Source organism: Rubrobacter taiwanensis, from assembly GCF_004337705.1.
Classification (GTDB): Bacteria; Actinomycetota; Rubrobacteria; order Rubrobacterales; family Rubrobacteraceae; genus Rubrobacter_C; species Rubrobacter_C taiwanensis.
Window position 1 is genome coordinate 69,402 of sequence record NZ_SKBU01000014.1, and the last position, 22,638, is coordinate 92,039.

General features: G+C 66.0%; 25 protein-coding genes and 1 tRNA gene. 1 reads left to right on the plus strand and 25 read right to left on the minus strand.

Going from position 1 to position 22,638, the window contains the following annotated elements:
• Nucleotides 1–31: 31 nt before the first annotated feature.
• From E0L93_RS07240 to lepA, 5 genes are read right to left on the minus strand one after another with little or no spacing between them, the layout of a single operon-like run.
• The gene (locus E0L93_RS07240) at nt 32–484 is read right to left on the minus strand and encodes a GatB/YqeY domain-containing protein (RefSeq protein ID WP_132690441.1); all 453 of its coding nucleotides are present in this window, start codon (nt 482–484) and stop codon (nt 32–34) included.
• 28 nt (nt 485–512) lie between these two features.
• Entirely contained in the window at nt 513–1,292 is a 780-nt protein-coding gene (locus tag E0L93_RS07245; RefSeq protein WP_132690443.1) for an RsmE family RNA methyltransferase, read from the minus strand.
• Entirely contained in the window at nt 1,289–2,419 is a 1,131-nt protein-coding gene (dnaJ, locus tag E0L93_RS07250) for a molecular chaperone DnaJ (RefSeq protein ID WP_132690445.1), read from the minus strand. Before dnaJ ends, E0L93_RS07245 begins: the two co-directional genes overlap by 4 nt.
• On the minus strand, nt 2,419–3,441 hold the full coding sequence (gene hrcA, locus E0L93_RS07255) for a heat-inducible transcriptional repressor HrcA (protein ID WP_132690447.1): 1,023 nt from the start codon (nt 3,439–3,441) through the stop codon (nt 2,419–2,421). The genes dnaJ and hrcA overlap by 1 nt, the downstream gene beginning before the upstream one ends.
• Nucleotides 3,442–3,467: 26 nt before the next feature.
• Nucleotides 3,468–5,237, minus strand: coding sequence for a translation elongation factor 4 (gene lepA / locus E0L93_RS07260; RefSeq protein ID WP_132690449.1), 1,770 nt, complete (start codon nt 5,235–5,237; stop codon nt 3,468–3,470).
• Between the two features lie 130 nt (nt 5,238–5,367).
• Between lepA and rpsT the strand changes: the two genes are divergently transcribed.
• Nucleotides 5,368–5,625, plus strand: coding sequence for a 30S ribosomal protein S20 (gene rpsT / locus E0L93_RS07265; RefSeq protein ID WP_132690451.1), 258 nt, complete (start codon nt 5,368–5,370; stop codon nt 5,623–5,625).
• Here rpsT and holA read toward each other — a convergent pair.
• From holA to clpX, 20 genes are all read right to left on the minus strand, one after another.
• Complete coding sequence (holA, locus tag E0L93_RS07270; RefSeq protein ID WP_132690453.1) at nt 5,606–6,526, minus strand: DNA polymerase III subunit delta; 921 nt, start codon at nt 6,524–6,526, stop codon at nt 5,606–5,608. The two genes, rpsT and holA, sit on opposite strands and share 20 nt — an antisense overlap.
• A gap of 18 nt (nt 6,527–6,544) precedes the next feature.
• Nucleotides 6,545–8,134, minus strand: coding sequence for a ComEC/Rec2 family competence protein (locus tag E0L93_RS07275; protein WP_132690455.1), 1,590 nt, complete (start codon nt 8,132–8,134; stop codon nt 6,545–6,547).
• Entirely contained in the window at nt 8,121–8,537 is a 417-nt protein-coding gene (locus E0L93_RS07280) for a ComEA family DNA-binding protein (protein ID WP_132690457.1), read from the minus strand. Before E0L93_RS07280 ends, E0L93_RS07275 begins: the two co-directional genes overlap by 14 nt.
• A gap of 63 nt (nt 8,538–8,600) precedes the next feature.
• Nucleotides 8,601–8,673: transfer RNA gene (locus E0L93_RS07285), tRNA-Ala, on the minus strand.
• 42 nt (nt 8,674–8,715) lie between these two features.
• Nucleotides 8,716–9,117, minus strand: a complete 402-nt coding sequence (gene rsfS / locus E0L93_RS07290) for a ribosome silencing factor (protein WP_207890371.1) — start codon at nt 9,115–9,117, stop codon at nt 8,716–8,718.
• Nucleotides 9,114–9,761, minus strand: coding sequence for a nicotinate-nucleotide adenylyltransferase (gene nadD / locus E0L93_RS07295; protein WP_132690459.1), 648 nt, complete (start codon nt 9,759–9,761; stop codon nt 9,114–9,116). The genes rsfS and nadD overlap by 4 nt, the downstream gene beginning before the upstream one ends.
• Nucleotides 9,758–10,990, minus strand: coding sequence for a GTPase ObgE (gene obgE / locus E0L93_RS07300; RefSeq protein WP_132690461.1), 1,233 nt, complete (start codon nt 10,988–10,990; stop codon nt 9,758–9,760). The genes nadD and obgE overlap by 4 nt, the downstream gene beginning before the upstream one ends.
• A gap of 28 nt (nt 10,991–11,018) precedes the next feature.
• On the minus strand, nt 11,019–11,279 hold the full coding sequence (rpmA, locus tag E0L93_RS07305) for a 50S ribosomal protein L27 (protein WP_132690463.1): 261 nt from the start codon (nt 11,277–11,279) through the stop codon (nt 11,019–11,021).
• Nucleotides 11,280–11,281: 2 nt separating this feature from the next.
• Nucleotides 11,282–11,572, minus strand: coding sequence for a 50S ribosomal protein L21 (gene rplU, locus E0L93_RS07310; protein WP_132690465.1), 291 nt, complete (start codon nt 11,570–11,572; stop codon nt 11,282–11,284).
• A gap of 89 nt (nt 11,573–11,661) precedes the next feature.
• Nucleotides 11,662–12,816 (minus strand): rod shape-determining protein RodA, encoded by a 1,155-nt coding sequence (gene rodA / locus E0L93_RS07315; RefSeq protein ID WP_132690467.1) that lies wholly within the window; start codon nt 12,814–12,816, stop codon nt 11,662–11,664.
• A 6-nt stretch (nt 12,817–12,822) separates the two neighbouring features.
• On the minus strand, nt 12,823–13,317 hold the full coding sequence (gene mreD, locus E0L93_RS07320) for a rod shape-determining protein MreD (protein ID WP_165874224.1): 495 nt from the start codon (nt 13,315–13,317) through the stop codon (nt 12,823–12,825).
• Nucleotides 13,314–14,216, minus strand: a complete 903-nt coding sequence (gene mreC, locus E0L93_RS07325; protein ID WP_132690471.1) for a rod shape-determining protein MreC — start codon at nt 14,214–14,216, stop codon at nt 13,314–13,316. Before mreC ends, mreD begins: the two co-directional genes overlap by 4 nt.
• 3 nt (nt 14,217–14,219) lie before the next feature.
• Nucleotides 14,220–15,248 carry a rod shape-determining protein gene (locus E0L93_RS07330; RefSeq protein ID WP_132690473.1) on the minus strand — a complete coding sequence of 343 codons (1,029 nt, stop codon included), beginning with the start codon at nt 15,246–15,248 and terminating at the stop codon, nt 14,220–14,222.
• 43 nt (nt 15,249–15,291) lie between these two features.
• Nucleotides 15,292–15,981 (minus strand): RadC family protein, encoded by a 690-nt coding sequence (radC, locus tag E0L93_RS07335; RefSeq protein ID WP_132690475.1) that lies wholly within the window; start codon nt 15,979–15,981, stop codon nt 15,292–15,294.
• Nucleotides 15,954–16,535, minus strand: coding sequence for a Maf family protein (locus E0L93_RS07340; protein ID WP_132690477.1), 582 nt, complete (start codon nt 16,533–16,535; stop codon nt 15,954–15,956). The genes radC and E0L93_RS07340 overlap by 28 nt, the downstream gene beginning before the upstream one ends.
• Nucleotides 16,536–16,543: 8 nt before the next feature.
• Complete coding sequence (gene ndk, locus E0L93_RS07345) at nt 16,544–16,945, minus strand: nucleoside-diphosphate kinase (RefSeq protein ID WP_132690479.1); 402 nt, start codon at nt 16,943–16,945, stop codon at nt 16,544–16,546.
• A gap of 2 nt (nt 16,946–16,947) precedes the next feature.
• Nucleotides 16,948–17,463, minus strand: coding sequence for a double zinc ribbon domain-containing protein (locus tag E0L93_RS07350; RefSeq protein WP_132690481.1), 516 nt, complete (start codon nt 17,461–17,463; stop codon nt 16,948–16,950).
• A 104-nt stretch (nt 17,464–17,567) separates the two neighbouring features.
• Nucleotides 17,568–18,785, minus strand: a complete 1,218-nt coding sequence (locus E0L93_RS07355) for a bifunctional folylpolyglutamate synthase/dihydrofolate synthase (RefSeq protein ID WP_132690483.1) — start codon at nt 18,783–18,785, stop codon at nt 17,568–17,570.
• A 3-nt stretch (nt 18,786–18,788) separates the two neighbouring features.
• A complete protein-coding gene (locus tag E0L93_RS07360; protein ID WP_207890372.1) occupies nt 18,789–21,356 on the minus strand; it encodes a valine--tRNA ligase in 2,568 nt (855 codons plus the stop codon).
• Nucleotides 21,353–22,612 (minus strand): ATP-dependent Clp protease ATP-binding subunit ClpX, encoded by a 1,260-nt coding sequence (gene clpX, locus E0L93_RS07365; RefSeq protein ID WP_132690487.1) that lies wholly within the window; start codon nt 22,610–22,612, stop codon nt 21,353–21,355. Before clpX ends, E0L93_RS07360 begins: the two co-directional genes overlap by 4 nt.
• Nucleotides 22,613–22,638 lie beyond the last annotated feature (26 nt).

Consider the following 22,638-nt stretch of genomic DNA (forward strand, 5'->3'; position numbering starts at 1 on the left):
TAGAGTTCGTGGGTCCCTCCTTCACTGGCCCTCAACTGCTCCTCTGAAGACACTCCTTTACCGCCTCTGAGAGTTCCCGGCCGGAGGCGCGTTCGCCGGCCAGCTCCATAGCGCGCCTCATAGCCGCGCCCATGTCCCTCATGCTCTCGGCGCCGGATTCTTGAACGGCCTGATCCGCAACCCGCTCCAGCTCCTCGCGCGAGAGCGGCGCGGGGAGATAGCTGCGGATGACCTCCGCCTCCGCCCCCTCCGCTGCGGCCCGATCCTCCCGGCCGGCTCTCCTGAACGCCTCCGCGGACTCCTCCCGCTGCTTGAGCTGCTTCCTCAAAACCGCCAGCTCCTCTCCTTCGCCAAGCTCGCGTCCGAGCTCTATCCGGCGGTTCTCGAGCGCCGCGCTCAGCATCCGCAGCGCACTCACCCGGTCCCTGTCCCGGGCCTTCAACGCCTCCTTGGTGTCCCTCTGTATCCGGTCCAGTAGGCTCACGTCAGCTCTCTCTACCCTCCACTATGTATCATGTGTGATCTGCACCGTCTATCCCCGGCCGGGGGCACTCCGTGCGGTAAGCCTCCCCTTCATAACCGCCGAGGAGCACCTTCGCCCGGCTCACCGCCGCGATCCCGGCCGTCTCACTGCGCAACCTGTAAGGGCCCAGATGAGCTACGCTCAGACCCGCCTCCCCGGCCCGGGACAGCTCCCGCTCGCTCCAGCCGCCCTCAGGGCCGACGAAGACCGCAGCCGGCGACCGTAGATCCATCCCCTCCAGCGGAGGAGCGGCCGGATCGTTGTGAAGCAAGACCCCGCCGTCTTCTGCCTCCTCGACGGCCTCCCCGAAGCTCATGACCTCGCTGACCTCGGGCACCTTCAGCCGGAGCGCCTGCCGGGCGGCGGACTCCGCTATCCTGCGCCAGCGCCCGACCTTCGAGCTCCCGACCCCCGACCGCACCACGCCCCGATCTGATGAGAGCGGGACTATGCGCTCCACCCCGAGCTCGGTGGCTTTCTCCATTACGAGATCCATGCGCCTCCCCTTGGGCACCGCCTGATAGAGAACGACGCACGCCCCACCGTCATCCCCCCCAGCAGACACCTCGCTCAACACCCGCGCCCGATCCCCCTCCAAAAGCTCCGCAACGAAGAGCCTCCGGGAGACATCTACCAGCTCTATCCGCTCCCCGTCTCCAGCCCGCAAAACCCTCCGGATATGGTGCGTCTCACCCGGCGATAGACGAACCTCGCCCCCAACCTCGGTCTCGTCCCGCAGGAAGACGCGCGTGATCGGCCCGAAACCTATCGGAAGACACTCCTTAAACGGTCGAAGAACGAGCTGCCGCCCGTCCCGTTGTAGTTCTCCTCACCGCTGATGTTCTCGAACCTCCTCAACAGCTCCCGCTGCTCCTCAGTCAGATTCGTCGGTACCAGAACGTCCACCATTACCTTCAGATCACCACGCCCCGACCGGCGCAGCCGCGGCATCCCCTCAGCCTTGAGCCGGATGGTCGAACCCGGTTGCGTCCCCGGCTCTATCCTTACCTTCCGCTCGCCGTTCAACGTCTTTACCGGCTTCTCCGCCCCGAGCGCAGCCTCCGCAAACGTAACCTTCAAACGGTAGACGAGGTCGTCCCGGTCGCGGATGAGGTCGGGATCTTCCTTAACCTTCACCTTTACGTACATATCGCCTGAGCCGGCGCCGTAATCTCCGGCGTGTCCTGCTCCGGAGAGCCGGATCTGCATCCCGTCCTCGATGCCGGGCGGAATCTTGACCGTGCGCCTGATGCGTTCGGAGACGCGGCCCCCTCCCCCACAGTTCTCGCAGGTCTCCTCCACCATGCGCCCGCTGCCACCACACGTGGAACAGGTCTGGGTGCTCATGATCTGCCCCAGTAGCGTCTCCCGGACCGTGCGAATGATGCCGCTCCCCCCGCATCCCGGACAGGCCCGTAGCCGCTCGCCGCCAAGCCCGTTGCAGACCGGACAGACTCCTATAACATCAACCTCTACTTCACGCTCAGTTCCAAAAGCAGCCTCGCGCAGGTCTATCTCCACCTCAGCCTCGACGTCGCCTCCGCGCCGCGCTTGCTGCCGGCGGGCGCCGCCGAAGAAGGAGTCTCCGAACCCTTCGCCGAAGAAGGCTTCGAAGATATCCTGGAAGCCGCCGCCGAACGGGTCGCCGGCACCGGCGCGTCCGGTACCGCGCGGGACCTGGTGGCCGTATCTATCGTATGCCCGGCGGGCTTCCGGGTTAGAGAGCACCTCGTAGGCTTCGGTCAGTTCTTTGAAGCGCTCTTCGGCCTCGGGGTCTCCGGGGTTAGCGTCCGGGTGATGCTTGCGCGCCAGTCTGCGGTAAGCCTTCTTTATCTCCTGCTCCGAGGCTCCGCGGCTAACGCCCAGAACCTCGTAATAATCGCGCTTGGCAGGCATTAAAATCCGGTGCTGAGCCTATCTGTCAGGGTCTCTGCTGCGGAACGCACGGTAGAGATCGCCGAATCGTAATCCATCCGCTTCGGTCCGATGAGGCTCACCACGCCGTACGGGCGGTCGTTTACCTGGTAGGCGGCCGCCACGAGGCTGGTGTTGGAGAGCTTGTAGAAGCCGCTCTCCGAGCCGATGGCGACCACGACGTCGGTGCAACTGTTCGAGCGTTCCAGTGCTCGCTCCAGGACGTGCAGGAGCCACCGCCGCCGCTCGAAGATCTCGACTATGGCCGCGAGGCTGGCGGAGTCCAGGTCGTCGAGCCGGGCCAGGAGGGCCGAGGCTCCCCTGACGAACAGGCCCCGGTCTTCGGAGCGCGCCAGCGCCTCTATAGTACCCATAACGGCCTGCACGACATCGGGATTGTAATCGGAGAGCAGTCGGCGGGCGGCCAGATCCAGCTCCAGATCCGGGTCCAGATACCGTCCTCCGATCCAGCCGTTCAGGGCCTGCACGATCTCGCGCAGCTCTTCGTCCCGGACCCGTTCCGGCAGTGTGACGACCGAGCTGGACACAACACCGCTCTCCATCGAGATGATGAGCAGCACCGTGTTGGGCCGGAGCACCACGCAGTCCACGGAGGTAACCGTGTCGCCCAGCATTCCGGGGCCTGCGACCACCGCAAGAAGGCGGGTGACCCGGGACATGTCCTCCGAGATGCCGCGCAGCAGCTCGTCTAGATTGCCGTAGCTGTCCGCGGAGGTCTCGAACAGCCCGTCCCGCGGCCGCTCCCCGGTCATGAGGGTGTTGACGTAGTAGCGGTACCCCGCATCCGTGGGCACCCGACCGGCGGAGGTGTGCGGGTGGGTGAGCAGCCCCAGGCTCTCGAGCTGGTTCAGCTCGGCCCTGATGGTTGAGCTGCTCGCGTCCACGCTCTCCGTCAGAGCTCCGCTGCTGACCGGAGAGCCGGTCGCTATGTACAGTTCCACCGTCTTTATGAGTATCCTGCGCTGCCTGCTGGAGAGCTCCATACCGGCAGAAATTTTATCACAGGGACCTATATCCTCAGCGCTGCCAGGAAGGCCTCCTGGGGTATCTCTACCTTACCCACCTGCTTCATGCGCCGCTTGCCCGCCTTCTGCTTCTCCAGCAGCTTGCGCTTGCGGGTGATGTCGCCACCGTAACATTTGGCGGTGACGTCCTTGCGGTAGGGGCGAACGTTCTCGCGGGCCACGATCCTCTTACCCACTGCCGCCTGCACCGGGACCTGGAACTGCTGGCGGGGTATGAGCTCCTTCAGCTTCTCCACCAGCGCCCGGCCTCGCTGCGCGGCCCGGTCTCTGGGGACTATCATCGAGAGTGCCTCCAGAGGATCCCCTGCGACCAGAACCTCGACTTTGACCAGGTCCGCCGCCTGATATCCCCGCGGTTCGTAGTCGAAGGAGGCATACCCCCGGGTCCGGCTCTTGAGCGCGTCGAAGAAATCGGTGACCACCTCGGCCAGTGGGAGATCGTAGGTGAGTTGAACCCGCATGCTGGAGATATACTCCATCCCCACAGAGATGCCGCGCCGCTCGTGACAGAGCCCCATCACCGCCCCCACATGCTCCTGGGGGCAGATGATAGTGGCTCGCACCACGGGCTCCCGGATCTCCTCGAAGAGGTCCGGGAGCTCGCTCGGGTTGGTGATCTCCCGCTCTTCACCGTCCACTCTCACCTTGTACTTCACGTTCGGTATGGTGGCGATCAGCTCCAGCCCGAACTCGCGCTCCAGCCTCTCCTGAACGATCTCCATGTGCAGCAGCCCGAGAAATCCGCATCTGAAACCGAATCCGAGCTGGGTATTCTCGGGCTCGAAGTGCAGGGCGGCGTCGTTCAGCTGCAGCCGGGCCAGAGCGTTGCGCAGTCGCTCGAAGTCGTCCGGATCCGTCGGGTAGAGGCCGCAGAAGACGGTGGGCGGGACCCGGGTGTACCCGGGCAGCGGCTCTTCGGCCGGGTCGTCGGCCCGGGTCACGGTATCGCCGACGCGCAGCGCCTCTATGTCTTTGAGACCCGCGACGATATATCCGACCTCGCCCGGCCGCAGCTCTTCCAGCGAGGTGGGTCTGGGCGAGTAGCAGCCGACCTCCAGCACCTCGAACCTCTCGTCGCTCCCGAACGCCCGGACCTCGTCGCCCTTGCGCAGCGCGCCGTCGAAGAGGCGCACCAGGGCGACGACGCCCCGGTAGGGGTCGTAGTAGGAGTCGAAGACGAGCGCGCGTGTCTTCTCTCCCGCGGCCTGCGGCGCCGGGATGCGGTCTACGATGGCGTTCAGGACCTCCCGGACGCCCTCGCCGGTCTTGGCAGAGATCTTGAGTATCTCGTCCTCTTCGACGCCGAGGAGCTCGGTGATCTCTTCGGTGACTGCTGCCACGTCGGCTATCGGGAGGTCTATCTTGTTTATGACGGGTATGATCTCCAGATCGTGCTCCATGGCGAGGTAGAGGTTCGCCAGCGTCTGGGCCTGGATGCCCTGGCTCGCGTCTATGACGAGCAGGGCGCCCTCGCAGGCGGCTATGGCGCGGGAGACCTCGTAGGCGAAGTCCACATGCCCCGGGGTGTCTATGAGGTTGAGGGTCCACTCGCCGTCGGGGCGGTTGTAGAGGACCCGCACGGCCTGGGCCTTGATGGTTATCCCCCGCTCGCGCTCCAGATCCATCGTATCCAGGATCTGCTCCACCCGCTCCCGCTCCGGGACTGCATCGGTTATGTCCAGCAGGCGGTCCGCGAGGGTGCTCTTGCCGTGGTCTATATGCGCGATTATGCAGAAGTTTCGTATGCGTTCCATCCCGGACACGGCAGAGATTTTACCATCGCGGGCGGTCCGAGCGGCGCGCCGCGAGATTGCCTCTCCTCTCCCCGTATGCTTAAATTTGTGCCCGGTTGTGCGGAAGTGATATAGAAGAAGGGAGTTTTAGGTGCCAGCACCATCTAAGCGAGACAAGCAGAGCCGCAAGAGGTACGAGCGCAACCGGGCGGTGCAATCCCGGCTGAGAAACATCTCCAAGAACTTCTACCGGGCTCTTGAGAGCGGGGACGAGGAGCGGGCCCGGAAGCTCAGGGAGGAATCGCAGAAGCTCTTCGACAAGGCGGCCTCCAAGGGCATCATTCATCCCAACAAGGCTGCGCGCAAGGTCAGCCGCCTTACGCGAGCCCTCAGCCGGAGAGCTTCATAACGGCCAGCTCCACCTGTAGTTCGGGCCGGAGGGCGCTGGCGCCTTTGAGCCCCCGCTCGAGCTCCAAAACCACCGTCAGGGATTCCTCCAGCTTCTCTTCGCCGATCTTTTGAGACTGCTCCTCGAGCTTGCGGGCCACGAACGGCGGTACTCCGAGCCTCCGGGCGACTTCCTGCCGGGGTGTGCCCCGGGCGTAGAGCGCCTTTGCCCGGGCGAGCAGATCGAACTGCCGCCGCACCATGAAGGTGAGGCGCAGCGGCGGCTCCCCCGCCGAAAAGAGGCGTTCCAGAAGGCTTAAGAGCGTGTGCCGGTCGCCAGAGGCCAGCGCATCCACAAACGAGAAGATGTCGGCTTCGAGGTTCGGGGCGCAAAGAGCCTCCACGTCCTCCAACGTGGCCTCCCCGGCCTCCCGGTAGAGGGCCAGCTTCTCTATCTCGCGCGCGAGCCGGAGCTTGTCCTCCGAGCAGCGGGCGGCGAGCTCCCGGGCGACCTCCTGCGACAACCGGATCCCCTGCTCCCGCGCGTACCTCACGACCCACTTCAGAAGCTCTTTCCCGGCAGGCCGGGAGAGGGTGTGCACCTCTCCGGCACGCTTCGCGGCGGCCAGCAGGCGCTCCCGGGACCCGAGCCTCTCTCCGAGCAAGACGAGATCTGTGTCCGGTGCAGGGTTTTCGAGGTAGCCTGCCAGCAGGGCCTTCTGGTGCGCGCTCCAGGCATCAAGTCTCCGAACGACGACGAAGTTTCCCTCCCCGAAGAGGTTGCCCGAGTTGCAGGCCGAGATCACCTCCTCCGGACCGGTCTCGGAGGCGTCCACGCTCCGGACCGCGCGTCCTCGACTCAGCTTCTCTACGCTGCGGGCCTTGCGCTCCTCGTCGTCGCCCAGCAGAAGGTATACGGCCATAAGATGTATTCTAATCGCTCAGAGGACCGCCATCGCCAGCCAGAGCGCAGCCCAGAAGACCAGAAGCCCGCCGATAGCCGGCCAGCGCTCCTCGGGCAGCGCGCTCGCGGCGGCTGCCGCGGGCGCGCAAGCCACGTAGAAGAGAACGGCGAGCGCAAGGTCGGCGTTTGCGGTCTCCACGGCGGCGAACGGCAGCGAGGCGAGAAGCTCGGCGGTCCGCCACATCACGCTCACGAGGAATCCGTTCGCGGAGTTCACCGGGTATGCGAGCGCGGGCAGCAGATTGCCGGTCAAGACCCCGCACAGCCCGAGCGTCAGGATCGGGGCGGCGAGCGGCACGGCGACGAGGTTGGTGATCACACCGACCACCGGCACCTCGCCGAAACTGGTGGCGATTATGGGGGCGGTCGCTATCTGGGCGGCGAGCGAGATGGACATCAGCCGGGAGAGCGGCTCCTGCCCGGCCGGAAGCGGCCGCAGGACCGTGCGCTTGAGGAACGCTTGCAGGGGTTTTCGCAGGAGCAGGATGCCGAACACCGCCGCTACGGAGAGCTGAAACCCGGTGCTGTAGATGAGCATCGGATTCCAGGCCAGAACCAGTGCCAGCATGCACGTCATGAAGTGCAGCGGTGAGATCCCGCGCTTCAGGAGCGGTGCCAGCAGCACGAAGCTCGCGATCACGCCGGCCCGGATGGCCGACGGCGGCGCGCCGGCTACCACGACGTAGACCCACACCAACGCCAGAGTTGCGGCGTTGCGCGTAGCGAGGGGCAGCGCGAGCGCCCGGAGGGCGAAGTAAGAAGCGGTCGCCAGCACGGCGACGTGCATGCCAGAGATGGCCAGTATGTGCGCTATTCCGGAACGCCGGAATGCGTCCTGCATCTCATCCGGGATGCGGCTGCGGTCCCCGATGAGTATTCCCCGCACCATGGAGGCCTCTTCGGACCGCATTCCGTGGCTGAGCGCGGCGTCGGTACGGCGGTGCACCTGCCCGATCCAACCCCGCCCCTCGTCCACCGGCCAGACGCCGGAGGCCCGTATCTCGGCCGAGACTCCCCGGGTGCGCAGGTGGCGAGCGTAATCGAACTCGCCGCCCGAATCCGGGACAACGATCTCTCCATCCACCCTCACCCGGTCGCCCACGCCCGCCCGCAGGTCGAAGGCTCTGATCTGCACCTTACCGCCCCGGACCAGCTCCCGATCCCCCAGCCACAGATGTTCCACCCGCAGCTCGGCTCTGTTGCCCGCTCCCGAAGGAACGGGCGGTGAGGCTACGGTCCCGACCGCGACGACCTCTCCCGGTTCCAGGGCGGCGAGCTCGGCCAGCGGATCCCGCGCCGCCGCATGTAGATAGGCTATACCGGCTCCGGCGGCGACGAAGAGCGGACAGAGCAGCCCCATGAGCCGCCATCCACGGGGCAGCAGCGAGCTCCAGATTGCCGAGCCCGCGCAGATCAGCAGCGAGCCCAGCACCAGCGCAGAGGCGAACGGAGGAACCACCGTCCCGGCGACGATCCCGGATGCGAGCGCCACAGCCCAGAGGTCCAGCCGGATCGGCGGGGAGAGATCCAGATCGAGCCGGACGCGCCGGCTCTCAGAGGTCCGCATACGGCCGGATCTTCTCCAGCGTCTTGGGACCGATCCCGGAGACGTTCTCCAGCTCCTCCAGCGAACGGAACGCGCCGTGGGTCTGGCGGTACTCGATTATGCGCTCGGCGAGCGCCGGGCCGATCCCCGGCAGTTCCTGCAGCTCTTCCGAGGTGGCGGTGTTTATGCGGACTATGACCGGAGGCTGAGCGTCCGCCGCGACCTCCTGCAGCGGAGCGTTGTAGACCGTCTTCGGTGCGCTCCCGGAGATGTGGGAAGCGTAGAAGGCCCCGCCGAGCAGCACGCTCACCACCGCGAGCGCCACGAGCACCTGCGGCCGGTTGCGCCGCAGGTATCCCGCAGCGCCGGCCCCTTCTTTCTCTCCGCGCCGGGTTGTAAGGGACTCGAATCTGTTGCGGTACATTCCGCAACAGGTATCGGAAGGAAGACGGGGAAACTTTAGTTCCGGCAGCCGGAGGGTGTGCAGTGGAGCCGACGGGACTCGAACCCGTGACCTCCACGCTGCCAGCGTGGCGCTCTCCCAACTGAGCTACGGCCCCTCTCGGGCGCTCGCAAGAGTATATTAACTGGGCGGCAGAGTGTCAACGCGCCCGGGCTTCACCGCTCCAGCGCTCCTGAGGGGCGCTCTTCCAGAGCGACTCCAGCCGGTAGTAGTCCCGGGCCTCGTCGGTGAAGATATGCACCACCACGTCCAGAAAGTCCAGGCTGGTCCAGCTCGTTCCCTCGGGAATCCGCCGCGACGCGGGCCGGTAGCCCTCGCCGCTCATGCGCTCCAGAACCTCCTCCACGATCCGCCGCGTCTGCCGCTCGGTCTCGGCGCTGGCGATCACGAAATAGTCCGTATAGGAGGCGAACTCCCGCATGTCGATGATCACAACGTCGTTGGCGAACATATCGCTCGCCGCCTGAGCCGCCGTGACGGCCATATGGTAGGTAAGCTCTTCCGCTTCCCGGTTATTGGTGGCGAACTCGTCGCGGGTCAAGGTATCTGACTCCTGTTCAAGCTCTCGCTCCTTTCAACACGCTCCTCCAGGCTGTATATTCCCCGTTTCTCGATGATCCTGTACACGGGCTCGGGGACCATGTACCGGATGCTCCTTCCCCGTGCCCGCCGGGAGCGGATCTCGGTCGAGGATATGTCTATCCGCGAACACTCCACGGGGAGTATGCGGTGGAAGTTCCGCAGCTCCTCGGCCAGGTGGTTCAGGGCCGAGAGGTCGTAGCCGGGCCGGGTCGCGGCGACCATGACGGCCTCTTCAAGCAGCCGGTCCGGATCTTTCCAGGTCAGCAGGTCGCACACCGCATCGGCCCCGCTGATGAAATACCACTCTCCGTCCCCGTATTTCTCCTTGAGAGCGATCGTGGTGTCCACGCTGTACATGGGCCCGCCGGCCTCCACCTCCAGGCTCTCGACCACGAACCGGGGATTGCCACGAACGGCCTCCCGCACCATCTCCAGCCGGTCCCAGGCGCCGGCCTGAACGCTCTCGGCCGCCTTGTGCGGAGGCATGCCGCTCGGCACGAAGAGCACCCGCTCAAGTCCCAGAGCGTCGGACACCTGCTCGGCTATGATCAGATGCCCGACGTGGACGGGATCGAACGTACCGCCGAAGATCCCGACCCTCACCGGAGATCGAACACCCGGTCGCCGATCTGCACTTCGTCCCCGGGCTGCGCCCCGGCCCTCCTGAGGGCGGCGAGGATGCCCCGATTCCGCAGCTCACGCTGGAAGTGCTCCACCGCCTCCGGGTTCTCCCAGTCGGTCTTGAGCACCAGCCGCTCGGCCAGCTCTCCGGAGACCCGGTAACCGCCGTTTACCGCCTCCACCCGCACCCCCTTCCAAGTCGGCCGGAAGGTCCGGTGTGTCTTCCGGTCCCCTCCGGACACGGACTCCAGCTCTTCCAGACGCTCTTTCAGCAGATCCGCAAGTTCCTCTACCCCCTCGCCGGTCGCAGCGGAGATCTGCGGAGAGTCCGGAAACACCTGTCCGAGATACTCCCGCAGCTCCTCATCCAGCAGATCCACCTTGTTGAGCACCACGATCGCAGGCTTCCCCGCAAGTCCGGCGGCCCCGAGCTCGGCCCGGAGCACGGCCTCCGCCCCCTCGGGGTCCCCGCTGGCGTCCAGCAATAGCACCAGGAGCCGCGAGCGTGCGACGTGGCGCAGGAAGCGGTTTCCGAGACCGCGCCCCTCGCTGGCCCCCTCGATGAGCCCCGGGATGTCCGCTACCACGAAGGGCTCGCGGTAGGCGCGGCGGTCCACGACGCCCAGCCGGGGAGTGAGCGTGGTGAAGGGGTAGTCTCCCACCTTTGGCCGCGCCGCACTCAGAGCCGCGAGCAGGGAAGACTTGCCGGCGTTCGGCAGCCCCACCAGCCCCACATCGGAGAGCACGCGGAGCTCGAGCCGGATCTCACGCCGCTCGCCCGGAAGGCCTTTCTCGGCGAACGCCGGAGCCTGCCGGGTGGAGGTTGCAAAAGACTCGTTTCCCCTCCCTCCGGCCCCGCCCCGGGCCACCGTTACCCGATCTCCGGGCTTCTCAAGATCCGCCACCAGCTCGCCGTCGGAGTAGACGAGCGTGCCGACCGGAACCTCCAGGATCACGTCCTCTCCGCGCTCGCCGGCCCGGTTGCTCCCCTGCCCGTGCCGGCCGCGCCCGGCTTTCACCTCATGCCGGTAGGCGTAGGGCTCCAGCGTGGAGAGATCCTCGGTAGCAACCACTATAACCGAGCCGCCATCACCCCCGCGGCCGCCGTCAGGACCGCCGCGGGGACGGTACTTCTCACGGTTGAAGGAGACGCACCCGTCTCCGCCCCTTCCTCCCTGGACCAAGAGACGGGCTTCGTCTATGAACTGCACCGGGGTCAGAGCCCTCCGGTAGAGCCGGTCAGACCGTTCCCTCCTGCAGGACGCTCACCACGCTCCTGCCGCGCGACCTGCTGAACTTGACGAACCCGTCCACCGTGGCGAAGAGGGTGTCATCCCCGCCACGGCCGACGTTCAGGCCGGGGTGCACCTTCGTGCCGCGCTGCCGGACGATGATGCTCCCGGCGCTCACAAACTGGCCCCCGAAGGCCTTAACCCCCAGCCGCTTGCTCTCCGAGTCCCGGCCGTTCCGCGAGGAACCGCCGCCCTTCTTGTGAGCCATCTCTATGAAACCTCCAGTACTTTGATCCGGGTCAGCTCCTGCCGGTGGCCCTTCTTCCTGCGGTAGCCCTTCTTGGGCTTGTACTTGTAGATGTGCAGCTTGCCTCCCCGCAGGTGCTCCAGAACCTCGACCTGGGCGGACTTCTCCTCGAGCTCGAAGTTCTCGCCGTCACCCGTAAAGCTGACCGGCAGCGAGAGCTTCTCGCCCACGCCGGCGTTCAGGCGGTTCACGACGAGCTCGTCACCCACGTTCACCCGGTACTGCCGACCACCGGTTTTCACGATTGCGAACATACGCGATCTCCCGTAATTCTAACTGCTATTCCAGAGAGTACCAGCGCACTATCTTACAACCCGGCCGCCGGGCCGGCAACGTCGTGCGGTCAGAGATCGGAGTGCCTGGCACCCCCGGCCTTCGAGCGCATGGCGATGCTCAAGAGCAACCCGATGGACATGACGCTCATGATCAGGCTGCTGCGGCCGTAGCTGACGAGCGGGAGCGGCAGACCGGTCACCGGCATCATCCCCAGCGCCATCCCGATGTTCACGAAGACCTGAAAGACGAACATCGTGGAGACACCGACCGCCACCAGCACGCCGAACTTGTCCCGGGCTACCGTGCCGATGCGCAGGATGCGCCAGATCAGGATGAAGAACAGCGCCAGCACGATCATGCTCCCCACGAATCCGGTGCGCTCCGCGAGGTTGGAGAAGATGAAGTCCGTGTGATCCTCGGGGAGGAAGCCCAGGTTGGCGAGCGTGTTCGCCTCCAGTCCCTTGCCCAGGAGCCCTCCGGAGCCCACGGCTATCTTGGACTGCAGCACCTGATAGCTGAGGTCTGTAGAGAGCTCCGGTTGCAGGAAAGCGGTGAGGCGCTGGATCTGGTACTCGTGCAGAATGTTGAACTTGAGCGCCACGACGAAGGCCGCGATACCCGCCCCGAAGAGCGTCCCCAGATGCCAGAGCCGGGCCCCGCCGACGAAGACCATGGCGACGAAGACCGCGCCGAAGACCAACGCCGTGCCCAGATCCGGCTGCGTGAAGACGAGCAGGGTGGGGAGCATCATGATCCCCAGCGCCTTCAGGAAGGTTCCCCAGCTATCGGGGGGATTGTCCGAGAGGTACTTCGCCAGCACGACTATCATCAGCAGCTTGGCGAACTCCGAGGGCTGAACCTGAAACGGCCCGAGCTCGATCCAGCTCTTCGCTCCGTTGATGGTCGTGCCGAAGAAGGCCACGGCGAGCAGCATGGCGATGGCCGCCCCGAAGAGCCACTCGGCGAAGCCCTTCAAACGCCGGTAGTCCATCAGGGCCAGCGGCACGGCCAGGGCTACGCCGGCCACGAGTCCGGCGGCCTGATTGGTAGCGTAGTAGGGGCCGTTCTCCACCCCAGAGGTGTAGACGGCGAAGATCCCGAACCCCGTAAGGGCCAGCGCCGCGGCTATGAGCACCGGATCCAAACCCCGGAATCTGCCGCGTCCCGGAAGCTTCACCCCGGCCTGCGGCGTGGTCGTAGTCGTGCTGCGGGTTATGCTCATCTCAGATCACCCGATCAGGCCGAACCTCTCCATTACCCTGCAGAACAGATACGCCAGCAGACCGTTGAGCAACACGTCCGGCATCACGCCCACGACCATAAACCGCCCAACCGGCACGCTCCCGTACCCTGAGAGATTTAACGCCGTAATCCCTATGATGTCAAATGCCGCGACCGCGAGCATCACCACGAAAACGAGGGTAAGGCGCGTGTTGTACTTCCTGAACCCAACCCCGGAGCGCACCGCCAGGAACGCAGCCACCAGCCCCGCCAGCGCGTGCGTCCCGAAAAGCCCGCCGCCCAGCGCGTCCGTGAGCACGCCGCCGAAGAATCCCACCAGTATCCCCTGCAGATCCCGCAGCCCCGCAGCGGCGAAGACTATCCCGATGATCATGAACCGGGGAGCGGCATAGCCCAGGGTGAGATACGGAGCGACGGCGACCTCCAGAACGGCGGCGAAAGCGACCAGGAGAGCGGCCCACGGGGTAGGGAGCAGCCTCACCAATCAATAATCACCCTCACTTCCCGTAGAGCATCGGGGTTTACCGCGGGTGAGACCACGATCTTCTTGTACTGATCCAGGTCCTGGGAGCTGACCGACGCCACCGTACCGACGAAGAGCCCCGGCGGGAAGAGCAGCTCGCGCTCCCCGGCCCGGCCGCTCGTGATCACGTAGTCGTCCTTCTCCACCCGGTCACTGAGCTCTACGTAGTCTATCCCGAGCGATCCCTCCCAGCTCGTCTGGAGCAGTCCCTCCCCGTAGACCACCCCCTCATCCTCGGGAGGCTGCACCTCACCGGTGCTCCGGTCGAAACTCGCCGGGGGCACGGTCGTCACCCCGGCGGCGAACGCCTGATCGGTTATGAGCATCACCTCGGCCGTGTTCGGCGTCACCCTCTCGGTGGTGCGCCCGACGAGCGTGTTGTTCCCGACCACCACGGGCTGCTCGGGCTTCACCCCGTCCTCGGACCCGACGTTGATCACGATCCGGTTTGCGAACTGCCCGCCCACCGGAGCGATCACCCGCGCCAGCGGCGAGTACTCGTAACCGGCGCGCTGACCGTCCAGCATCTCGCGCAGCCGCTGGTTCTCCTGCACCAGCCGGGCGTTCTCCGCGGCCTGCTCCCTGTAGCGCATGAGCTCCTCTTCCAGCTGTGCCTCGCGCTCGGCCGCGCCGAAGGCGCCCTGAACGTAGCCCCCGACCGTCTGGAACGGCCAGGCGAGCGCTCCCACCACACCGTGCACGGGCCGCAAAACCTCCATCGCCCCGAGCTGCACGGTGTGCAGCGGCCCGGAGTCCGGATCCTCCTTCACGTATACGGTGAACAGGATCAGACACACGACCGCGAGTATGGCGAAGGCCGCAAGCCCCCCTGGGCTACTAGTCTTGCGCCGCCCCATAGATCAGTTGGAAGAGAGCGCGCTCTGGTAGTACTCCATCTCCTCCAGCGAGCGGCCGGATCCGATCGCCACGCACATCAGCGGATCATCAGCCACATGCACCGGAATCCCGGTCTCCCGCCGCAACCGTTCGTCCAGGAGCCGCAGCAGCGCTCCACCGCCGGCGAGCACCATCCCCCGGTCCATAATATCCGAGGCCAGCTCGGGCGGCGTGCGGTCGAGCGTGTCCTTCACCGCCGCCACGATGGCGTCCACCTGCACGCTCACGGCCTCCCGGATCTCCTCGCTCGTAATGACCACCGTTTTGGGCAACCCGGTCACCAGATCCCGGCCCCTGATCTCGGCCGACTCCTCCTCCGGCAGCGGGAAGGCGCTGCCCAGCTCGATCTTGAGCTGTTCCGCCGTCTGAGTCCCGATGGCGAGCTTGTACTCCCGCTGAATATAGGTGGCGATGGCGTCGTCTATCTCGTCGCCGGCGATGCGGATGGAGGACTTGGTTACGATCCCTCCGAGCGAGATCACGGCCACCTCGCTCGTCCCGCCGCCAATATCTATTATCATGGAGCCCTGCGCCTCGTTCACCGGCAGTCCGGCTCCGATGGCGGCGGCCATCGGCTCCTCGATGGTGAACGCCTGGCGCGCTCCGGCCGACTCGGTCGCCTCCTTGACCGCCCTCAGCTCCACCCCCGTCACCCCCGAGGGCACGCACACCACGACCCGGGGCCCGATCAGGGACGGCAGCAGCGGCCGGTTGGGCTGCACCTTGCGGATGAAGTAGGAGAGCATCTTCTCCGTGACCTCGAAATCCGCGATAACCCCATCCTTGAGCGGCCGCATCGCCACGATGTTGCCCGGCGTGCGCCCCAGCATCCGCTTGGCCGCCGCCCCCACGGCCAGAACCTTCTCCGTCTTGGTGTCTATGGCCACGACCGAGGGCTCCGAGAGCACGATGCCCTGTCCCTTTACGAAGACAAGCGTGTTCGCCGTACCCAGATCTATAGCTACGTCTCTCCCGAACAGTCCTCCGAACATCCTGCCCCTGCCTGTCGAGTCTGAGCTCCGCCCCTGCGTGAAGCTAGAGCATCTTGTTCTCTCGCATCGAGAAGAACCCGTCACCTATTATGACGTGGTCCAGCAAGTCTATTCCCAGTATTCCGGAAGCCTCGACGAGCCGGCGGGTCACCTCCCGGTCCTGACGGCTCGGCTCAACCCTCCCGGTCGGGTGGTTGTGCGCCAGGATCACGCTCGCGGCGCTGGCCCGAACCGCCGGCTTGAAGACCTCCCGGGGATGGACGAGGGCTTCGGAGACGGTGCCAACCGAGATGACCGGGCTCCCGATCACTTCATTCTTCGTGTTGAGCAGCACGGCGATGAAGTTCTCCCGGTCCGCGTTGGCTATCCTGCCTCTCAAAAGCTCGTCTACGTCCGCTGGCGATGATACCACGGGGCGTTCGGGGTTGCGAACCCGGGCGACCCGCTTGCCGAGTTCGACCGCGGCCAGGATTATGCACGCCTTGGCCTCCCCGATGCCGTTGACCTGCATCAGCTCGTGCGCCGAAACACCGTAGAGACCGTGCAACCCGCCGCTGTCGGAGATGACCTGCTGCGCCAGCTCTACCGCGGTCTTCTCCCGGCTCCCGATGCCGAAGAGCAGTCCCAGCAGCTCCGCGCTGGAGAGCGCCTCCGGCCCCTCAGCCAGGAGCCTCTCCCGCGGCCGCAGCTCGGGCGGCAGCTCTTTTATCGTGTAGCGGCGCTGCCGTACCAACGCACCCCGTAACCCTTGAGCAACCGGCTTGCGAGCACCAGCGGCAGTCCCACCACATTGGTGTAGTCGCCCCGGATCTCCTCCACGAAGAGGGCAGCCCTCCCCTGTATCGCGTAGCCCCCGGCCTTTCCGACACCTTCTCCGAGAGCCACGTACGCCTCGAACTCTTCCTCCTCCAGCTCCCGCATCTTCACCCGGGTCCCGAGATACCCGACCCTGACGTCCTCCCCCCGGGCCACGGCGACCCCAGAGTACACCTCGTGCCAGCGCCCCCGCAACATTCCCAGCATCCTGCGGACGTCCCGCTCACCGGTAGCCTGCCCGAGCACCCGCTCTCCGGGAATATACACGACCGTGTCGGCTCCGAGCACCACCCGTCCGGGATGCGCAAGGGCTACCTTGCGGGCCTTGCCCAGAGCGTTCGAACGCACCGTCCCGACCGGATCTTCGAGCAAGACCTCCGGATAGCCGCTCTTCTGTACCTCGAAATCGAACCCCGCCTGGCGGAGGAGGTCCACCCGGCGGGGCGACTCCGAAGCGAGTATGAACCGCAAGGCCTGCTCTACTCGCCGAAGAAGAGCCGGATCTCGCGCTCGGCGTTCTCGGGAGAGTCGGAGCCGTGAACCAGGTTGTCCGGCATGCTCAGAGCCAGGTCGCCCCGGATGGTCCCCGGAGCCGCCTCGGCCGGGTTGGTGGCTCCCATGAGGTTGCGCACGGCCTTGACCGCTCCGTCCCCGCCGACCCGCATCGCCACAACGGGCGTGGAGGTGATGAACTCCACCAGCTCCTCGAAGAAGGGCTTCTCCCGGTGCTCGGCGTAGTGCTCCTCGGCGAGCTCGCGGCTCACGCTCATCATCCTGAGGTCCCGGATGTAGAGCCCCTTATCCTCTATGCGACGGATGATCTCCCCGATCAGCCGCCGCTTCACACCATCGCCCTTGACCAACACCAGAGTCTCTTCCAAACCTACTCCTTCTCGTACGGTCGGTTCTCCAGCTGTACGCGGCGGGTGTTGCGCCCCCGCTGCTCCCGGGCGCAGTAGGGACAGACCTCCCACTCGAGGTTGATCGCCCGGGAGCAGTTGATACACGGCTTCTTGAGCTGCCGGCCGCACTCGGGACAGATCAAAAAATCCCGCTCCACCATAGCCCGGCAGCTCGGGCAGACCTGTATCTGATGCCTCAGCTCCCGCTCCAGCACGGCCAGCTCCAGCTCGCGCTCCCGGGAGTCCAGAAGGTACTCCGGCGGCCGAACGATGAGGTAGATGAGGGTGCCGACGAATGGGAAGATGAGCGCGATCAGGGCCCAATATATCTTCACCGCCCCCCGGCGCGAGGCGTCCACATACGTCCAGTAGACGAGCGAGAGCCAGAGCACGACGATGAACAGCCCCATGAGCTGCAGGAAGAGCCGCAGCAGCGGGCTGCCTAGAATATCGCCGATGAGCTGGAAGGGGTCGGTGTCCTGCTGCAGGAACGCCAAACCCGACTACCCCATCGCAGCCCTGACGAAGGCGTAGCCGAAAACGAAGGACAAACCGGCTACTGCCAGCAGCAACACGGCGAACTTGCGGTTCAGCACCTCTCTCACAACACCTCCCGGGCCCGCGCGCAAGTGTACAAAGATCCCGTAACCAGCACAACCCCCCCGCTCACCTGCGCCTCGGACACGGCCGATCTAAGAGCCGCCGCCACATCCCGCTCTATCCGTCCGGGGCGGCCCGCCGAGTCCCGGGGATCGAAGGTCCGGCCGACCCACTCCGGATCGGCGGCGCGCTCGCTCGGGGGCTCCACGAGATAGAGCGAATCCGCACCCTCCCGCAGGGGATCGAGCATACTCGCTATGTCTTTGTCCTGCAGCACGCCGAAGACGACCGTCAGGGGCCGCCCACAGAACCGCTCCCGTACGGCCGCGAGGGCGGCCCGGATGCCGGCCGGGTTGTGTCCTCCGTCGACAACAACCGGCACGCCGCCGCACCGGCGCACCTCGAAGCGCGCCGGAAGCAGCCGCACCACCCGGATCGCCCGCGCCCGCTCGTCCGGAGCGAGCTTTCGGCCCAGCGCGAGCTCGGCGGCCCGGAGGCCAAGCGCAGCCGAGCGCCGCTGGTAGCCGGCGAGCTCCTCCGGCCCCGCGCTCTCCGCACACACCCCCGCAAGCTCCGCTCCGGTGCGCTCGCAGAGCTCGCGCGCGATCCTCACCACCCGCCCGTCGGCGGTCCCGAGCAGGAGCACCATACCCTTCGTCAGCGGAGCCAACTTCTCCCGGGCGATCTCCTCCACGGTCTCTCCGAGCTGCTGGGTGTGGTCCAGACTCACGTTCGTGAGCACCAGCAGCTCAGACTCGCCGGCAGAGGTGGCGTCGTAGCGGGCCCCGAGCCCGGCCTCCAGCACGGCCCACTCCAGACCCCGGTCGGCGAAGAGCTTCATCGCCCCGGCGGTGAGCAGTTCGAACTGCGACGCCGGGATCCCGTGGCGATCGGCCAGCCGGATAACCTCACCCACACCCTGGGCGAACTCCTCCTCGGAGATGAAACCGTCGCCCAGCAGGACGCGCTCGGTGTACGAGTTCACGTGCGGAGAGAGATATGCCCCGGCGACCACCCCCGTGGCCTCCAGCGCCCCGGCTGCCACGACCGCCGCGGTCCCCTTGCCGTTGGTGCCGACGACCTGGATGCTCCTGAACCTCCGCTGCGGATCTCCCAGCAGCCTCAGCAGCCGCCGGGTGCGGTCCAGTCCCATGGTGATGAACCGTCTGCGGTCCAGCTCCCCGCAGACGGCCTCGTAGCTGCAAGCTCCCGTGAACAAAGGCTACCGGTACTCTCCAAGCCGGGAGCGCAGCTTCTCCAGAAGCCCGGCGTTGCTCGCCAGTTTCTCCCGCTCGGCAGCGACCACCCCGGCCGGGGCCCGCTCGACGAACTTCTCGTTCGCCAGCTTCTTCTGCGAACGGGCCACCTCGCCCTCAAGGCGCGAGATCTCCTTCTCAAGACGCCGCGTCTCGCTGCGGACCAGATCTTCCGGGAGTGCCAGCTCGACGACCACGTCTCCGGCGTTCAGCGTGGCGGTGGCCGCGCCCGCCGGACGCTCGGAGAGGCGCACGCCACTCAGAGACTCGAACACCGCGCGCTCTACGGCGGCCCCGCCGGCAATACGCCCCTCCAGCTCGCCCCCGGCGTTCGCCTCTGAGCGGAACGAGCGCACCGCCCGCACGGCGTTCCGGGTCCGGGACATGATCTCGACCGCCTCCTCGTCTTCCAGAGCCGGATCGTAGGCCGGGAACTCCTGCCGCACCAGCAGTCCGTCGCCGCCCAGCCGGTCGTTCATCTCCTCGGTCGCGAAAGGCATCATCGGGTGCAGCAGCCGCAGAACGCCGGAGAAGACCGCGCGCAGGATGCCGGGAGTGCGCGGCGTCGGGGCGACCTTGGCTATCTCCACGTACCAGTCGGCGAACTCGTGCCAGGCAAAGCCGTAGATGAGCCGGGCGGCCTCCGAGAACTCGCACTCCTCCAGCAGCTCATCGTACTCCCGCGCCACCCGGTTGAACTCGGCCAGGATCCAGCGGTCGGCGCAGGAGGGCTCGGCACCCTCGTCTTCCCCCGGCCCCTCGTAGCTCAGGATGAAGCGCATAATGTTCCAGAGCTTGGTGATGAAGCTGCGCCCCATCTCGGCCCGCTCGTAAGAGTAGGCGAAGTCCTGGGTCGAGGACTGGTGCAGAAGCCCGAACCTGACGGCGTCCGTACCGTACCGGTCGAAGAGGTCCAGCGGGTTTATGACGTTCCCCTTGGACTTGCTCATCTTCGTGCCGTCCTCGGCCAGCACGATGGAGTGCACGTTCACCTTCTCGAACGGCACCTCGCCCCGGAAGCGCAACCCCAGCATGATCATGCGTGCCACCCAGAGGTACATGATCTCGCGCGCCGTGGACAGAAGCTGCGTCGGATAGAAGTACCGGAGATCCTCCGTCTCCTCCGGCCAGCCCAAAGTGGCGAAGGGCCACAGCCCGCTGGAGAACCAGGTGTCCAGGATGTCCGGGTCCTGCTCGAAGCCCTCGCCGGGAGCCTCCCGGGCGGCCACCACCTCGCCGCCGGGGCCGTACCAGACGGGTATGCGGTGCCCCCACCAGAGCTGGCGGCTGATGTTCCAGTCGTGAATGTTCTCCAGCCACCGGATCGTCTCCTGCCGCCAGGTGTCGGGATAGACCTTTATCTTTCCCGACTTTAGCGCCTCTATGGCCGGCTCCGCGAGCGGCTTCATGGAGACCCACCACTGCTCGGTAAGCCATGGCTCGATGACCGTGCCGCACCGATCGCAGGTTCCGACGCGGAAGGTGTAGTCCCGCACCTCCCCGAGCAGCCCCCGCTCTTCGAGCCGCTCCACGACCGCCCGGCGGGCTTCCTCCCGGCTCATATCCGCGAACGGCCCGCCGTTCTCGTTGATGGTGCCGTCCGGGTTCAGAATGTTCACCGGCTCCAGGCCGATCCTGCCCGCGATCTCGAAGTCGTTGGGATCATGTGCCGGAGTAACCTTCAGCACGCCCGTGCCGAACCCGGGGTCTACATGCTCGTCGGCGTAGATCCCGATCTCCCGCTCGACGAACGGGACCGTGACCCGCCGCCCCACGAGGTCTCCGTAGCGCTCATCCTCCGGATGTACGACCAGCGCCACGTCGCCCAGCATCGTCTCCGGCCGGGTCGAGAAGACCTCCGCATAGCTCTTGCCGTCCGGCCCGGGCCCCTTACCGTCCGCGAACGGGTAGCGGATGCCGTATAGCTTCCCCCGATGCTCCTCGTAGTTGACCTCCAGGTCGCTGATGGCGGAGCGGTCGCGCGGGCACCAGTTGGTTATGCGGTTGCCGCGGTAGACGAGACCCGCATCGTACAGCTCGATGAACGTCGTGAGCACCGCGTCCACGTACCGTTCATCCATGGTGTAGCGCAGCCGGCGCCAGTCCACCGACGCCCCGAGCCGCTTGAGCTGCCCCAGTATCTGGGAGCGCGACTCCTCGGCGAACTCCCGGCACCGCTCCACGAACTCCTCGCGTCCCAGATCCCAGCGGCTCTTGCCCTCCTCGCGCACCAGCTTGCGCTCGACGACGTTCTGAACCGCGATGGAGGCGTGATCCACACCGGGCAGCCACAGAGCCTCGTAGCCCTTCATACGCGCCCGCCGGATGAGGGTGTCCTGAATGGTCATGTTGAGGGCGTGCCCCATGTGCAGCGCACCCGTGACGTTGGGCGGCGGCATGACGATAGTGTAGGGCTTCCGCTCAGGCCTGACCTCGGCCTCAAACGCGCCGCTGCGCTCCCACTCCCCGTACCAGCGCTCCTCGGCCTCCCGCGGATCGTAGACCTTGGGTATGTCCGGAACCGATCCGCTCACGCGCTCTCGTCGTAGGTGTACTTGCCGCTGCCGCTGCTCGTGATGAGGGTCGGCTGCACGCCCTCCAGGACCGTGTCCGCATCCACCACGCACTTGACCACGTCCGACCGGCTCGGGAGCTCGTACATGGTCGGCAACAATGTCTCCTCCATGATGCTGCGCAGGCCCCGGGCCCCGGTACCCCGGTCCAGTGCCAGATCGGCGATGGCCTGCAGAGCCTCGTCGGTGAACGCGAGATCCACCTTGTCGTAGCGCAAAAACTGCCGGTACTGCCGCACCAGAGCGTTCTTGGGCTCGGTGAGTATGCGGACCAGATCATCCCGGCTGAGCCCGCGCAGCGTCGAGATCACGGGCAGACGCCCCACGAACTCCGGGATCAGACCGTACTTCAACAGATCCTCCGGCAGCACGTGCTGGAAGACCGCCCCAGGGTCCTCCTCCAGGCGCTGCGAGACGTCGCTGCCGAAACCGATGCTCTTCTTGCCGATGCGTTGCCGGATTATCTCCTCCAGCCCGCCGAAGGCTCCCCCGCAGATGAAGAGGATGTTCTTGGTGTCTATCTGCAGGAAGTCCTGATGCGGATGCTTGCGCCCGCCCTGCGGCGGCACGCTCGCCACCGTGCCCTCAAGGATCTTGAGCAGCGCCTGCTGCACACCCTCGCCCGACACGTCGCGGGTGATCGAGGGGTTGTCGGACTTGCGGGCGATCTTGTCTATCTCGTCTATGTAGATGATCCCCGTCTCGGCCCGCTTGACGTCGAAGTCCGCCGCCTGAATGAGCTTGAGCAGGATGTTCTCGACGTCCTCGCCGACGTACCCGGCCTCGGTCAGCGCCGTGGCGTCGGCTATCGCGAACGGAACGTTGAGGATCTTGGCCAGCGTCTGAGCCAGCAGCGTCTTGCCGCTGCCGGTCGGCCCGATCAGCAAGATGTTGGACTTCTGCAGCTCGGTGCCGTCGCTGGCCTCGGCACCCATGCCGATGCGCTTGTAGTGGTTGTAGACCGCAACAGAGAGGATCTTCTTCGCCTCCTCCTGCCCGATCACGTACTCGTTGAGGATGCGGTTGATCTCCCGGGGCTTGGGGAGGTCGTCGTCGCTGAGGACCTCGGGGCCGCTGAACTCTTCGTCGATTATCTCGTTACAAAGCTCGATGCACTCGTCGCAGATGTAGACTCCGGGACCGGCGATCAGCTTGCGGACTTGCCGCTGGCTCTTGCCACAGAAAGAGCACTGCAGCTGCTCGGACGGATCCCTCATCACGGCCTCCCTGCCTCAGCTTTCGC